Source organism: Streptomyces lasalocidi (assembly GCF_005280215.1).
Classification (GTDB): domain Bacteria; phylum Actinomycetota; class Actinomycetes; order Streptomycetales; family Streptomycetaceae; genus Streptomyces; species Streptomyces longwoodensis.
On record NZ_SZNQ01000001.1, the window covers coordinates 209,535 to 224,339 of the forward strand.

The following is a 14,805-nucleotide window of genomic DNA, read 5'->3' on the forward strand; positions in this document are numbered from 1 at the left end:
GGCGTGGATCGCGCGCGGTCGGACGTCACGGCTGCGGCGCCGGGCCCGTCGGCACCCGTCCGCGGGCGGCGGACCGGCGCCTGGACGACGCGCGATCAGCCGGTGCCGGTGCGGCGGGTGACCGGCCGGGTGCCGGTGCCGCGTGCGGTCAGCCGGTGCCTATTCGGCGCGCGGTGCGCCCGGATATCTGCAGCCGGTCGATGACCCCGGTGACCGGGTCGCGGTGGAAGCGGCCGCCCGGTTCGAGCCGGTCGGTGGACGGGTCCACCAGGTCGCAGGCCAGGTCCGCGTAGCACACCAGCGGGATCGGGTAGTCGCCGTCGACGGACAGGGTCGGCTTGCCCTCCCCGTCGAGCTTGACGGTGTACTCGATGCTCCCGTTGCGGTACGTCCCGGCGCAGTCCGTGAGGGTCACGGCGGGTCCGCGGCGGGTGTCGGCGGACGGGCCGGTGGGCACGCGGATGCCGGTGAGCCGGGCGAGTTCCGCGGCGATGTCGCGCCACAGGGCGGTGGCGGCACCGGCGTTGCCGGTGAAGGCGACCACGACGCCCGTGTCGGCGTCGGCCCGCAGGTGGCAGGAGGTGCCCTGGGCGTTGCCGTCGTGGCCCCACCACGCCCGGCCGTCCTGCTGGAAGAGGGCGAGACCCAGGCCCCAGGAGTCCGCCAGAGCACCGGCGTCGGCGGCCCGTTCGGGGCGGCGCATCCGGTCGGCGACGGCGGCCGGCAACGCGGCCGACCTGCCGATCAGGGCTCTGCCCAGGGTGACCAGGTCCTCGGCGCTGGCCAGCAGGGCTCCGGCCGGGGCCTCCACCGGGGCGAGGTTCTGGTGGGCCGGGCGCACCAGGCCCGTGGCCGTGTTCAGGGCGTGGCCGCTGGCGAGGGGCCGCGCGGGGGCAGTGTCACCGAGGAAGGCGGGGACGATGCCCAGGGGTTCCAGGACGAGTGCCGTCACCGCTTCCTGCCAGGTCATGCCCGTCACTTCGGACAGGATGCGGCCGGCGGCGACGTAGCCGGCGTTGGAGTACGAGAATCCGGTGCCCGGGGCGAAGAGGGTGTTCCGGGCGGTCCAGACGGTCGAGAGGTAGCGGGAGGCGGTGGTGCCGACGGCGCTGTCGGAGTCGGGGCCGGTGGGGAGGCCGGCGGTGTGACTCAGCAGGTGGCGGACCGTCACGTCGGGCAGCTCGCCCGCTAAGTCGGGCAGCAGGTCGCTGACGGGATCGTCCAGGTCGAGGTCGCCGTCGTCGGCGAGGAGCAGGACGGCGGTGGCGGTGGCGACCTTGGTGACGGAACCCAGGGGGACGGCCGTCCGCGCGGTGAACGCGGTGTTCGTCAGGGCGTCGGCCGTGCCGGTGTGCAGGCTGACGAGGTGGGTTCCCGTGTGGACGGCGAGTTGGGCGCCGGGCACGCGGTGGATGCGCGCGAGGGAGTCGAGGTGACTGCGCAACTCGTGGTGTGAGGGGGCCGATGGCCGGTCGGTGGCCGGCGCGGCGGTCGAGTAGGGCATGGGGACGTGACTCCTGGTGAGAGCGGGTGCGGGAGAGCGGACGCGCCGGCCCGCGGTGAGCGGTGCGGGGGGTGCGCGTCGACGTGCTTTACGGCCTGGTGACGGCGATCGGCAGGTGGCGTACGCCGACGATGACGGCCGGGTTCTGGTACGTGACGTCGGCGTACGAGGGCACCGCGATGTCGGGGAAACGATCCATCATCATCTGCAGGGCGATACGGGCTTCCAGCCGGGCCAGGGGGGCGCCGAAGCAGAAGTGGATGCCGTGCCCGAAGGTCAGATGGGGGTTGGGATCGCGGGCCGGGTCGAAGACGTCCGGCGCGGTGAAGCGGGAGGGGTCGCGGTTGGCGGCCCCCAGGTGCACCATCAGCAGGGTGTCGGCCGGGATCTCGTGGCCGCCGAGCTCCACGGTGCGGGTGGTGCGCCGGCCCAGCTCGGGGAAGGGCGGGAGCCAGCGCAGGACTTCCTCCACGGCGACGGGCACCCGGTCCGGGTCCTTGCGGAGCGCGGCGAGCGTGCCGGGGTGCCGGTCGAAGGTGACCACGGCGTTGCCGAGCAGCGCGGTGGTGGTGATGTGCCCGGCGACCAGCAGCAGGGCGACGAAGCCGACTATCTCCTGGTCCTCCAGCCGGGTCCCGTCGACCTCGGCGGACAGGAGTCTGCTGGTCAGGTCGTCACCGGGGTCGGCCCGGCGGCGGCGTATGTGGTCCAGCACGTAGCCGTTCATCTCGCGCACGGTCGGGGCGATGGCCTCCAGCGCGCGTTCCAGGTCGGCCATGTCCAGGCTGTCGCCGAGCTGGTCGCCGCCGAAGAGGGTCGCGGCCCACTCCTGGAACAGCCGGTGGTCCTCGGCGGGGACCCCGAGGAGTTCGGCGATCACGATGATCGGCAGGGGGTAGGCGAGGGTGTCGACCAGGTCGAAGCGGTCGCGGTCGGCGACGCCGTCGAACAGCCGCGCGCAGATGGCCTCGATGCGCGGCGCGAGTCCGTGGACCACGCGCGGGGTGAAGGCCTGGCTGACCAGGGTGCGGAGCTTGCGGTGCTCCGGCGGGTCCATGCCGACGAAGTTGCCCTGGGTGAAGGTCTCGAAGTCCTCCTGGGTGGGGGCGATCGGCGTCATGTCGGAGGAGTACGTCGCCGGGTCGGACAGGATCGCCGCGACGCCCTCGGCGTCCACGACGTGCCACTGCCGCCGCTCCTCGTCGTACGTCACGGGGCCCGCGTCGCGTAAGGACCGCCATCTCTCGGGTAACGCGTCAAGGGGCGAATCGGCCCCGGTCAGTTGTGTGCTTGTCACCGTTTCTCCTTGGGTGAGGACGCGCGGGCCCGGCGGTGGGTGACCGGCGGTGCCGCGTGGCCGGCCGCGGGCAGCGGTGGCCGTCAGGGGCGCGGACGTCGGACGGTGGTCCCGCGGGGTGGTGTCTCCGTGCCAGGTGGCCGGTGCGTGGTCCGGCCGGGTCGGCCGGCTGCGGGCGGCGGTCGGTCCGCCGCCTGGACGTGGCCGGTCCGGCTGGTCAGCGGACCTGGGGGCGGAAAAGGGACGGCGGGGCGGCGGTTCCGAGCGGACCGGACGCCCGCCGGGCGGCGGACAGACCCGCCCGTGCGCAGCCTGGCAACACGAGGCCAGGACACCTTGCAGACACCACCACGTCCCCCCAGTGATCTCTCACGCGCAGCGGCCCTGCGCGAATCCCCTATTCCACGATGTGCGTGTCAAGAACGCGCTTCGACACAGTTCGTCCGGGCCGAGTGCGCTCACAGTTTTCACGTTGGGTCATCGGATGGCAACCCCCCGAAATCGAAGGGGGTGGCCGTTCAGCAACCCGCCAATGACCGCGTGTATCCCGCCGTTTCACACTCAAACCCGGGGTGCGGAAGAAAAGTTGGCGCGCATCCCGATACCCCGCGTACCACCCCCGAGGCCGCCGTCCCGGCCCTTCGGCACCCGCCCGACCGCCCACCGACTCGGCTGGATCGAGGGATTGACAGCGGCACGGCCCCCGCCGACTGCCCAGCACGAGCAGGTCACGCCCCACCGCAGCGCCGGCGCGCGCCTTCACAAGGCGATACCGGAAGGCGGCGTCCACCCCGGCCCGGATGACCGGACGACGGGCAACAGCCCTTGTGGCGCCACCTGCTGAGCATCAGTCACCGGCAACGCAGGACCTCCGGTCCCGAACGGCCCGCGCTCCCCTGGCGACAGCTCATCGACTCAGCTCAATACACCTATTTCCCCATCCGACAACTTTCGCCCGCTTCACGACCGCACAAGGGCAGCGGACGACGCGCATTTTTTGCGCCAGATGATGTAGCCGCGGATCGCACCGTTCCGCGAACGGCATGATGCCTCCCGTCCAACGCGAAGTAGCACAAGGCGGTGAACCAGGGCCCACCCCGGTGGAGTAGGCGCTGCTGGTCGGCATGAAGGCCGATGCGAACGCTGTCAACCACTGCACGGGAACCGACCCGAATGCCTCTCTGCACAATCAGACGCGATGAGAAGTTGTCGAGCTCGGTCATGGCCCGGGACTCGCCGGGGGTAAAGGCTTGGCAAGCGTCGTCGGCACCGACACCCCGGCGACCCGGACAAGTCGGTCAGAAGGGTCGAGCCGCCTGCACAAGGTCCTGCGGGAGGTACGAGGATTCGACGCGGACGGCCCAGCCGCGGCGGCGGGCGTGGCAGGCCAGCCCGAGGACGTCGAGGTTGATGCCGGCGTCGGGGTCGTCGGCGCGGTCGGCGACCTGGTAGTGGGCGCGGTGTGCTTCGAGGGCGTCGAAGACGGCCGAGGCAATAAGCATCGAGCCGAAGCCGACCGGCGACAAGGGCCAGGTTGAAGCTCTCCTCGTCGCCCTCCACGAGCTGGGACAGCAGCACGGCGGGCGGCATGGTCGGGCTGGTGGACCGCGACCTGTGTGATCCGGCTGTAGGCGTTCATGCCGCTGCCTCCACAGCCGCGGTGGGCGCTTTGGGTGCTGTGCGGGGCAGGCCGGTGACTGCGTGCTTGATGCGGTCGGAGAGCCGCAGCGGTGAGGCGGTGTGGAGCGGGATGAGGAAGCGGGCGTCGAGGCCGACCGTGTAACGGAGCTTGGGGCGGCGGGCGGCAAGCGCTGTGGTGATCGTTCTGGCCACCGGCTCAGGCCCCGGTACCCGCTGGTTCACCGCGGTGAACAGGTCACGCGAGCGGTCATGCCCCGCTCTGCTGCCGCTGGGGGCGGTGTTGGTGAGGTCGGCGACAGTCCGGTCCAGCATCGACGTCACGAAAGCACCGAGCTCCACCACCGACACTCGTACCCCGGCGTGCGCCATATCCACCCGCAGGCAGTGCGTGATCGCCCCGCTGCGGCGGCGACCAGGACATCCGCCTTCTCCTGGCTGCGCGCGGCAGCGATCATGTCCCAGCCCGAGTGAGCCAACCGCAACACCGTCGCCGCACCGATACCGCCCGTTCCCCCATGACCACCACGCTGCGCTGAGCGCAGCGGTCGGCCGAGGTGGCCGTCCAAACCATCACGCCTGCCTCCCCATCCCTGACGGCCGTGCGCCCTGTACCCACGGCATCGTGTGATCAACGAACCAGGCAGGGCGCGGGTGCGGACCGTACGAGAGCTTTCGAGGCCGTGGTCCGGCTTTGAACGGCATGTTCACGGACGGATCGGCAGCCCGGCGACGGCTGGGGACGAGGCCGTGTCGGGTTCGCCCTCGGGGTCAGCGTCCATGGGAGGGGTACGGCATGGTGGGGGTCCCAGGCGGCGGGCGAGGTGGCCGAGGGCCAGCAGGGTGAAGACGTCGGCGAGCGCGGGGACGGTGAAGCCGAACGGGCGAGGTCCGATGGAGTCCGCCACGCTGGAGATCGACCCGTCGAGGCGCTGCTGAGAGAGCAAGTAGGCGACGCCCCGGGCTGCGGGGCCCGGAGTGTCTTGGGTGCTGAGGGCCGCCAGGGCGTAGGCGGTGCTGAGCGCGTCGCTCGCGTCGCCGTCCTGCTGACCCCACCCGCCATCGGCGTTCTGGCAGTCTGCCACCAGGGCCACGCCCCTTGTGATGATCCGCCGCGCGGGGCTGTCGGGACTGGTTCCGGGGTGCCGGGATGCTGCGAGGACGGCGCGGAAGACGGTGTGCAGGCGGCTGCTGCTCCAGTCCGGCGGGAAGGAACCGTCAGGGCGCTGCTGTGAGGCGAGGTGGACAAGGGCCGCTTCGACCTCATGACGGTGGGTGGGGCCCTGAGTGCTGAGGGCGTTGGCTGCTGCGGCGGTCATGCAGGCTTCCGACGGCGCGTCGGCCAGGTAGGTCGGGAAGCCGCCGTCCTTGCCCCGCAGAGCGTGCAGTGCGCCCAGTGCGCGGCGCAACGGGACGCGGTAGACGGCGGGGCCGGCGAGGTGGAGGACTTCGACGGCCACCGAGGTGCAGTCCACGTCCGGGAGTTGGACGCTCTCGGTAAAGGACCAGCCGCCTGCGGGGTGTTGGATAGCAGCCAGGCGCCGGGCGAGGCGGTCCACGGCCTGTGCGCCGGCTCCGGCAGCGTGCAGGGCGACTCCGGCCGTGGCGGTGGACCAGGTGTCCTCGTCGTAGATGAACGGCAGCCCGCCGTCAGGACGCTGGTGCCGCAGCGCGGTCCGCACTCCCTCGACGACCAGCGGGTACTGGCCCGCAACAGGGACCAGAGCGTGCAGGACCGACAGGTGGATGAGGAGATTGGCCTCCCAGACGGTCCCGGGCCGCTGCGTGGAGCGCAGCAGTTCCAGATCACCTTCATCGACCGCACGGTGTCCGTGGGCGTGGGCGAGGATCGTCTTGACGGCGGTGACCTGAACGCGCGCCCAGGTGTGCAGACCGTGCAGGTGGAAGGCCTCAGGGACGGAGATCTCCCCGGCTGGTACGGCGCCCAGGAGTGTCAGGACCGCGTGCAGCAGGGCGCGCTTGCGGGGGCCGGTGAAGTCCGGGGCCCGGGCGAGGAACCGTTCCACGTCCAGCAGACCGTCCGGGGCGGGTTCGTGGCGCAGGGCGGCCCGGGCCAGAAGCCGGTCCAGTGGTTCGGGAGAGTCGCAGTGCAGGGACAGGTAGGCGGCCACGCGGCTGCGGGCAGCGGGCTCCAACCCGGTGCGGTCCAGGAGGGCCAGGAGCAGTGCGGATTCCAGGACGCGGCTGCGGCAGGGACTGTGGAGGGTTCCGTCCGGCCGGACCAGGCCCAGGACATGAGCACGCAGGCGTGCGGTGGCGGGGACCAGTTCGACAGGCAGCGCGGAATGCGGCCAGGGGGGTACGCGCGCGGCCGGGGCAGCGATCCTCATCGGGCTCGGTTCCTCCGCATCGTCGTCCGGCCTGTGCCTGCTGCGCCCGGTCGGATGGTCCTTTTCCGGGTCAGAGCAGCGGCCCCGACGTGTGGGAGGGTGCCGGCTGCCCGGGTTCGGGGGTGAAGCGTCCGGTGCGGGCCAGCCACCGCAGCGTGGCGGCCATGAACGTCTGCGTCAGGTCGACGTACCGGCACACGTCCGCCTGCCGCTCGAGGGGCACGCCGTGGCCTGCGCGCAGGGTGGTGGCGGCGGTGCTGAAGTCGCGGCGGCGTTCGGCGATCAAGTCCGCGGCCCGTGCACGGGCCGCGGCCGGGGAGCAGCCGTCCTGCCGGGCGAGGACGGTCACCAGGTTTTCCTGCTCGGCAGCCGCGTCGTCGGCGGCCGAGGCCAGGTCATTGGTCCAGCCGGCCACATCCGCCAACGCCTGCCGCAGCTCGCCCAGTCGGACACTGACCTGCCCACACTCCACCCAGGGGGCATGGCCGGTGCGTTCCAGCACGTCGAGCAGGGGAAGCAGGGTGATCGTGCGGCGGCGCAACCGCACGTACGGCTCGAGAGACAGCCGGACACCCTCACGGCGCAGGGCCACTTCCTCCTCGGTCGCGTCCAGGAAGTCGGTGTAATCCTCGGTGAACCGCTCCCGCCACCGGTCGGACATCCCCTCGGCCGTGCGCTCCCACAGCCCTCTCAGCACCACGGCAGGCACAGACGTCGCCGCAGGCCGCACACCACCGCCGACGGCCAGGACCTCACGCAAGGGAGCAGTGAACGCCTCCACCTCGCCAGGAACCGGCCCTGTGCCTCGCCGATCGATCATGTCGTCCACCAGGCAGATGAACGCCGCCCACTGGGCTGTCAGAGCAACGTCACGGGTGCCGGCCCGCGGCAGAGCCCCTGCAGCGAGCACATCCAGCCTCATCGCGGCAAGCCGCCGCTGCTCCCCCTCGTCCACCGCCAGCCCCACTGCCCGGGCCCATCGCAGCACCGCCTCGGGCCCGGGACCGACCTGATCTGTCCGCGGGCCGTCCATGTCCCCACCGTGACCGGACCGCGCCCTGGACTGCACTGCCAGGCGCCGAAATTAGCCCGAACGAGTGATGATCCCGCTGGGCGTCCGCTACGCCCAACGGAGGCACGCACTTGAGGAGGAGGTGCGGTCGTCACTGCCCGTTCGCCCCGCTCACCGAGGTGCCACTCGGGCTCTTCCGCGGTGCTCGGATGCGTCTCCCAGCCGTTCCGGCTCCCCCGGCCCCGAGCCGTGAGGGTCCGAAGGCCGCGCAGCGAGGGCGGGAGGGCAGCGGACGCCCGGTAGCATCAGCCCGCAAACGGGCCGGCACACCTACCACGAGCGTGTCGTGCAGCGCCGCCTGGACGGCTACGCCCCCACCTGGCCCCCGCCCAGCCGCAGGCAGGCCCTGCCTGGAGACCGCCAGCGGCATCCCCCTGCGCCAACTGGGACTGCGCGTCCAGGTCGCTGCCGGCTACACCTCCCGCGTATTGAGTGGCGAGAAGTTTCCCGCCTGGACCTCACAGAGAAGATCGCCCTCACGCTCGGAGCTGACATCGACGCCTTACGCAAGGTCTGGCAGGACGAACGTGACCGCCACGGCTATCCGCCCACGCCGCCCGCGCCAACAACCCGTGACAGAAGAACCAGACGTCGGCACCTCCCTCGCCGCAGCTCTGCGTACTCTCCATCAACGCGCGGCCAGTCCCCCCCGCACACAGCGTCGCCGTCGCCACCGGGCACCACCTCAGCGCCGACCAGGTGCGCCGCGTTCTCCACGGCGAACGGCCCGGCAGTTGGGAAGAGGTCAGTGCTCTCATCCGTGCTCCGGACGGAGAGCCGTCGTTCTTCCGGCCGCACCGGCAAGAGGCTCACGCCTCATGGTCACCGCCTCTGCCAGCGATCGTGGAAACCCCCACCAACCGCCGAAACCGGCTACCAAGCGCCTTTAACGACAGCTTCCACGACACACGTACCCTCCCCCCTCCCCCGGATTGTCGTCCCGGCGGCGCGCACTGCGGCGCCGCAGCACAGAACACTCGGCGCACCCTCTGGACCAGCCTTGCGGGTGTCGAGCGGGGGACGAACACGGTCGTCTCCTGCTGGCGGCCAAGCCGTACAAGCTGCTCGTCCAGGCACTGCGCCGCTCCTCGAAGGTGGACTGTGGCGAATTACGCGTGGAGCGGGCGGGAGCGCCTGGGCCTGCTCGGGGTCCACGGGGACGCGCTGGTGCTTCACGCGATGCACTGGGACGACGAGATCCGCGACCCCTCCGAGCTGCTGCCGGTCGCTGCCCGCTCCCCAGCCCCTGCACACCACCAGGACCCGGCTGTAGGGTTTTTGTCCAGTCGGCGGCTGGGGGGCGCATCGGCATGACGGAACGCAAGGGCATGTGTTTACGGGGAACCGAGTCGTTCGAGGCAGTGGCGTCAGGGCTGTTCGCCCCGTTGCGGGTGACCGATCCCGACCCACGGGGGTTCGAGGCGGTGGTCGACCACACGGCCGTCGGGCCCTTGGTCGTCGCCCGTGTCCGGGCCACCGGCGCGGTGGTGACGCGGGACGAGCGCAGCATCACCTCGACCGACAGGGAGTGGATGCACTTCAACCTGCACCACCAGGGCCCGGTCATCGCGACCCAGGCCGACCGGACCACCAGGGTGAGACCGGGTGAACTGTTCGCCTGCGACAACACCCGGCCCTATCGGCTCATCGGCGCCGACCGCATCGACATGACCGTGCTCTGCGTCCCCCGGGCGAGCCTCGGCGGGTACGCGAGCTCGATCGGCCGGCGCACGGCGCTCCCCGTGCCGACGGCGGGCGGGATCGGCCGGCTCCTCGGCCACGCGCTGTCCGCGACCGACGCGGGCCTCCCCCGGCGGGGCGCGGCCGGCACCCACCTGGCCGACGCCCTCACCGCGCTGCTGCTCGCCGCTTTCGCGGACTCCTCCCCCGAGCGGGTTCCGGTCACCAGCGACCTGGTCGACCGCATCCGCGCCTACGTCCTGGCCCACCTCGGCGACCCCCGGCTCTGTGCCGAACAGGTCGCGCGCCGGCACCGCATCTCCGTCCGGCACCTGCACGCGCTGTTCCATGGGGGCGACCTGACGTTCGCCGCATGGATACGGCACGAACGCCTGGTGCGCATCCGCCGGGACCTCCTCGACCCGGCGTCGGCGCACGTCTCGACCGCCGTCATCGCGGCCCGCTGGGGAGTACCCGACCCCAAGCACCTGGGCAGGGCCATGAAACGTGAATTCGGCGAGACGGTCAGCGAGTTGCGCCGCGGCTGACGGAGGTGCGGCCACGCGGCGGCACGGTGCGGGTGCGTCGCGCCCCCACCCCGACGCCCGTCACCGTGTGCAGCCCTCCGTCACGCTATGCTGTCGGTGGTTCTGGGGTCGTGGGCTCACTGCACAAGGCCATGACCGGGCCCCCCGGGCACGCACGCCCCGACCGAACCCCGAAGCTCCCACCCACCCCGGATGTTCACGGACACGGACGGAGAGACGTCCTTGAAGACAGCCCTGCGCCTGGCCCTCGCCACCGTGCTCTCCGTCGCCGCCCTGGCGGTCACGGCACCGGACGGGGCCGCCTCGGCCGCCCCCTCCCCGTCCTCGCGCTACGTCGCGCTGGGCGACTCCTACGCGGCCGAGCCGCTGGTGCCGCCCGCCGACCCGGCAGACCCCGCGTGCCTGCGCTCCCTGGCCGGATACCCGCACGTCGCCGCCCGGGCCCTCGGCGCCGACCTCACCGACGTCAGCTGCTCGGCCGCGACCACCGGCGACCTGAGCACCCCCCAGCACCCGGGTGTCCCGCCCCAGTACGACGCCCTCTCCCCCAACACCGACCTCGTCAGCATCACCATCGGCGCGAACGACGTCCGGCTCTTCTCCGAGGCGCTGAGGTGCGTCAACGTCCTACCGCCGCCCCTGGGCACCAGTTGCGCGGAGCGGAACACCGCCGGCGGCACCGACAGGCTCGCGGCGCGCATCGACGCATGGGCGCCGACGTTCGCCGCCGTCCTGGACGAGATCGCCCGACGGGCTCCGCACGCCGAGGTATTCGTCGTCGGCTACGGCAACTACGTGCGCCCCGGCGGCTGTTACCCCGTCCAGCCCCTCTGGGACCAGGACGCCACCTACCTCCAGCAGACGATCGACCGCCTCACCGCCGTCCTGCGGCGGACCGCCGAGGAGCACCACGCCACCTTCGTGGACACCTACCGCCCGGGCATCGGGCACGACATCTGCGCCGCCCCGGGCGACCGTTACATCGAAGGCCTGGCGCCCGACCGTCCCGCCGCCGCGCTGCATCCCAACGACGCCGGCGCCCGGGCGTTCGGCGAGGCCCTCACGGCAGCCGTCCGGGCGCAACGGGGCGGGGTGCAAGGGGCGTCGTGACGGTCCGCTGCCCGTCCGGTGAGGGGCAGCGGACGCCTGCCGCAGGGGCCGCGTTCTCCGTGCGGAGGCGTACGGACAGCAGGGCCGCGTTCGCCACGGTGAAGAGGCACCCCGACGGCGCAGAAGGTGCGAGACGGACCCGAATGTGGCCGGTGCCCTGCGCTACCACTCGCTGCTGCACCCGAATTCGTCAGCGACACCAACGGGGCCAGTGGCCGGCACGACAGCGCTCCGGGCTCGGACGTCCCGCCCAGCTCCGTGACGAACTGCTGCCGAGTTGGTACGACGACTGGCTCGTGGACGCGCGCGAGCACTTCCACCAGACGCGACTGCACGCCCTGGAGGCCATCAGCCGGCGTTACCGGCGCGCCGGGCGGATGTGTGAGGCGCTGGTGTACGCCATGACGGCGGTGGAGGCCGAGCCGCTGCGGGAGAGCGCGCACCGGGAGGTCACCGCCGTCCACCTCGGGGAGGGGAACGTCGCCCCGTCACCGCGCCGTCTGCTCGCCCCCTGCCTCGGGCGCCCGGCCGACGCGTCGCCGCCCCGGTGAGGGCGTCAGCGGGAGTCGCCCGGCACGCCGCGCAGGTAGGCGCCGAGGCGGGCGATCGCCGAGGGGTTGCGCGGGCTCTCGACCAGGTCGGCGTAGTCCAGGGAGATGATCCGCCGGTGCCGGACCGCGGAGACGTCGCGCAGGGGGGCGTGGGAGAGCAGGAACTCCTCCTTCTGCTCGGCGCTGACGTCGCCGTAGTCACAGATCACGATGACGTCCGGGTCGCGCCGCACGACGCTCTCCCAGCCGACCGTGGTCCAGGAGTCCGCCACGTCGTGCATCACGTTGACCCCGCCGGCCTCGGTGATGATCTGTTCCGGGGCGGCGTAGCGGCCGGCGGTGAAGGGAGTGTCCCGGCCGCTGTCGTAGAGGAAGACCGAGGGGCGGTCGGCTCCCGCGGGTGCCTTCGCCCGGACGTCCGCGATCGTCTTCCTGAACCCGGCGATCAGGGCCGCTGCCCGCTCCTCCACGCCGAACAGCCGGCCGAGGTTGGTGAGGTCGGTGTACAGGGCGTCCAGGGGCGGCATGATGCCGCGTGCGGTCTTCGAACGGCCGTTGCGGCAGGACTCGGTGAGCACGTACGAGGGGATGCCGAGCTTCTCCAGGGCGTCGGGCGTGAAGCCGCTGTCCTCGCGGAAGCCGTAGTTCCAGCCGGCGAGGACGAGGTCGGCGCGGGCGTCGAGCACGTTCTCCTTGGTGAGCTGGTCCTTGGACAGCCAGGCGACCTTGTCGTAGCCGTCCTTCCAGGGGACGCCGCGCAGCTCCCCCTTGTCGTCGGGCATGGCGTAGCCCGCCATGCGGTCCTCCAGGTCCAGGGCGAACATCAGCTCGGTGATGCCCACGTCGTTGGTGACGACCCGCTCGGGGACCTTGTCGTAGGTCACCTCGCGGCCGCAGTTGGTGAGCGTGACCGCCGGGGACTTCGCGTCCGGGGACGACTCGACCGTGGCGCCGCATCCGGTGGCGGTCACGGTGAGGCAGAGGAGGGCGGCGAGGAGCGGCTTGCGCATGGGTGTCCTTCAGGCGGGGGGCGGCAGCAGGTCGAACAGGAGCTGGACGGCGCCCGTCACCGGGTGCCGGACGGGGTGGGCGCGGACACCGAACACCTCGGCGAGCAGCGGGGGTCGGAGCACGTCGTGCGGTGGCCCGTGGGCGATGATCCGGCCGCCGTCGAGGACGTACAGGACGTCGCAGTGGGCGGCGGCCAGGTTGAGGTCGTGGAGTGCCGCCAGCACGGTCGGGCCGCTGTCCCGGACCAGGGACAGGACCTCCAACTGGTGGGCGACGTCGAGGTGGTTGGTGGGTTCGTCGAGGACCAGGACGCCGGGCTGCTGCGCCAGGGCCCGGGCGATCAGGACGCGTTGCTTCTCGCCGCCGGACAGGCCGAGGAAGCCGCGGTCGGCGAGGTGGGCGACGCCGGTGCGTTCCATGGCCCGGGCGACGATCTCCCGGTCCGAGGCGGCGGTGCGGTCGCGGTGCGGCAGCCGGCCCATGGCGACCACCTCGGCGGCGGTGAAGTCGAACTCGGCCGAGGACTCCTGTGGCAGCGCCGCCAGCCTGCGGGCCGCGGCCCGCGCGTCCATGGCGTGCAGGTCGTCGCCGTCCAGCCGCACCACTCCCCCGGCCGGCCGCAGCGCCCGGTACAGCGCGCGCAACAGGGTCGACTTGCCGCTGCCGTTGGGGCCGACGAGTCCGGCGAACGCCCCGCTGCCCACGGTGAGGTCGATGTGCTCGACCAGGCGGGTCCCGGCCACTTCGAGGGTGACGTCCTCGATGTCGAGTCGCATGCTCAGCGCCCCCCGAACGCGTAGCCGCCGCCCCGCCGCATCAGCAGCAGGAACGCCGGGACCCCGACCACCGCGGTGATCACTCCGACCGGCAGCTCGGCGGGGGCGAACAGCAGCCGGGACAGCACGTCCGCCCAGACCAGGAGCACGGCCCCGGCGAGCGGGGCGACCGTCAGCACCCGGCGGTGGTCGGCGCCCACCACCATCCGGACGACGTGCGGCACCATCAGCCCGACGAACCCGATGGCGCCGCTGACCGCGACCACCGTCCCGGTCACGGCCGCGGTGACGAGGAACAGCTCCCGACGCAGCCGGGCCGGCCGGACACCGAGCGCCGACGCGGTCTCGTCGCCCATGGCGAGCGCGTCGAGCGCCCCGGCACGCCCGTACAGCCAGGCCCACCCGGCGGCCACGGTGACCGCGGCGAGCGGGAGGTGGGCCCTGGTGGCGCCGCCGAGGCTGCCCAGCAGCCACATCATCGCCGACCGGGCCGCCTCGCCCCGGGCCGCGCCGAACACCATGACCGTGGTGACCGCCTCGAAGCCGTACGCCAGTGCCGTACCGGTGAGGACCAGCCGCAGCGGCGTCAGCCCGTGCGGCGAGCGGGCCACCGCGTAGACGAGGGCCATGGCGGCGAGCGCGGAGGCGAACGCCGACGCGGACAGCGCCCAGACGCCCAGTCCGGCGAACGCCCCCAGCAGGATCACGGCGTTGGCGCCCACCGCCGCGCCGGAGGAGATGCCGAGGACGAACGGGTCGGCCAGCGCGTTGCGCACCATGGCCTGCACGGCCACGCCGACGGCGGCGAGGCCCGCTCCGACCACGGCGCCGAGCAGCACGCGCGGCAGCCGGATCTCCCAGACGATGGTGTACGAGGCGGCGTCCGGCGCGTGCACCGTCCCGCCGGTGAGCCCGGCCCACAGGAACCGCAGCACCTCGCCCCGGCCGACGCCGGCGGCGCCGAGGCCGACCCCGCCGACCAGGGACAGCAGGAGCAGCAGCGCCAGGGCCAGGCCGAGCGGCAGCACGGGTATCCGGCTGGGGGCCGTACGTCGGCGCACGGGGCCGTCCTTCACACGGGCCGCCTGCTGGACGTCGAGCAGGAGCAGCCCGTACGGCGCGTGCGGCCGTGCACGGCCCCTTCCTCGCAGTCCACGGCGAGCAGTCAACGGGTCGACACGCCCCCCACAGGCGATCGGGCTCGCACGGGACCGAACTCTCGGTCCCGCGCACACCGTTGCGGGTCAGCGCCGGGTTCTCACCGGAC

At 72.5% G+C, this 14,805-nt stretch carries 12 protein-coding genes; 3 read left to right on the forward strand and 9 right to left on the reverse strand.

Going from position 1 to position 14,805, the window contains the following annotated elements:
- Window positions 1-148: 148 nt before the first annotated feature.
- From E4U91_RS00760 to E4U91_RS00785, 6 genes are all read right to left on the reverse strand, one after another.
- The gene (locus E4U91_RS00760) at window positions 149-1,504 is read right to left on the reverse strand and encodes a serine hydrolase domain-containing protein (protein WP_137304717.1); all 1,356 of its coding nucleotides are present in this window, start codon (window positions 1,502-1,504) and stop codon (window positions 149-151) included.
- An 88-nt stretch (window positions 1,505-1,592) separates the two neighbouring features.
- A complete protein-coding gene (locus E4U91_RS00765; RefSeq protein ID WP_137304718.1) occupies window positions 1,593-2,801 on the reverse strand; it encodes a cytochrome P450 in 1,209 nt (402 codons plus the stop codon).
- 1,298 nt (window positions 2,802-4,099) lie between these two features.
- A complete protein-coding gene (locus E4U91_RS00770; protein ID WP_137304719.1) occupies window positions 4,100-4,303 on the reverse strand; it encodes an Imm49 family immunity protein in 204 nt (67 codons plus the stop codon).
- Between the two features lie 133 nt (window positions 4,304-4,436).
- On the reverse strand, window positions 4,437-4,763 hold the full coding sequence (locus E4U91_RS00775) for a Rossmann-fold NAD(P)-binding domain-containing protein (RefSeq protein WP_206666899.1): 327 nt from the start codon (window positions 4,761-4,763) through the stop codon (window positions 4,437-4,439).
- A gap of 383 nt (window positions 4,764-5,146) precedes the next feature.
- Complete coding sequence (locus E4U91_RS00780) at window positions 5,147-6,790, reverse strand: prenyltransferase/squalene oxidase repeat-containing protein (protein ID WP_137304721.1); 1,644 nt, start codon at window positions 6,788-6,790, stop codon at window positions 5,147-5,149.
- 70 nt (window positions 6,791-6,860) lie between these two features.
- Window positions 6,861-7,823, reverse strand: coding sequence for a terpene synthase family protein (locus E4U91_RS00785; RefSeq protein ID WP_137304722.1), 963 nt, complete (start codon window positions 7,821-7,823; stop codon window positions 6,861-6,863).
- A 1,349-nt stretch (window positions 7,824-9,172) separates the two neighbouring features.
- Between E4U91_RS00785 and E4U91_RS00795 the strand changes: the two genes are divergently transcribed.
- The 3 genes from E4U91_RS00795 to E4U91_RS38760 all read left to right on the forward strand — a co-directional run bounded on the left by E4U91_RS00795 (window position 9,173) and on the right by E4U91_RS38760 (window position 11,751).
- Entirely contained in the window at window positions 9,173-10,090 is a 918-nt protein-coding gene (locus tag E4U91_RS00795; protein ID WP_137304723.1) for an AraC-like ligand-binding domain-containing protein, read from the forward strand.
- Between the two features lie 222 nt (window positions 10,091-10,312).
- A complete protein-coding gene (locus tag E4U91_RS00800; protein ID WP_241678450.1) occupies window positions 10,313-11,200 on the forward strand; it encodes an SGNH/GDSL hydrolase family protein in 888 nt (295 codons plus the stop codon).
- A 296-nt stretch (window positions 11,201-11,496) separates the two neighbouring features.
- Entirely contained in the window at window positions 11,497-11,751 is a 255-nt protein-coding gene (locus tag E4U91_RS38760) for a BTAD domain-containing putative transcriptional regulator (protein WP_241678451.1), read from the forward strand.
- 5 nt (window positions 11,752-11,756) lie between these two features.
- On the opposite strand, the gene E4U91_RS00810 is transcribed toward E4U91_RS38760, so the two are convergent.
- From E4U91_RS00810 to E4U91_RS00820, 3 genes are read right to left on the reverse strand one after another with little or no spacing between them, the layout of a single operon-like run.
- Window positions 11,757-12,761: an ABC transporter substrate-binding protein gene (locus E4U91_RS00810; RefSeq protein ID WP_137304726.1), complete on the reverse strand. Its 1,005-nt coding sequence runs from the start codon at window positions 12,759-12,761 to the stop codon at window positions 11,757-11,759.
- Window positions 12,762-12,770: 9 nt separating this feature from the next.
- Window positions 12,771-13,538 carry an ABC transporter ATP-binding protein gene (locus E4U91_RS00815; RefSeq protein WP_137304727.1) on the reverse strand — a complete coding sequence of 256 codons (768 nt, stop codon included), beginning with the start codon at window positions 13,536-13,538 and terminating at the stop codon, window positions 12,771-12,773.
- 2 nt (window positions 13,539-13,540) lie between these two features.
- A complete protein-coding gene (locus E4U91_RS00820) occupies window positions 13,541-14,599 on the reverse strand; it encodes a FecCD family ABC transporter permease (protein ID WP_137304728.1) in 1,059 nt (352 codons plus the stop codon).
- Window positions 14,600-14,805 lie beyond the last annotated feature (206 nt).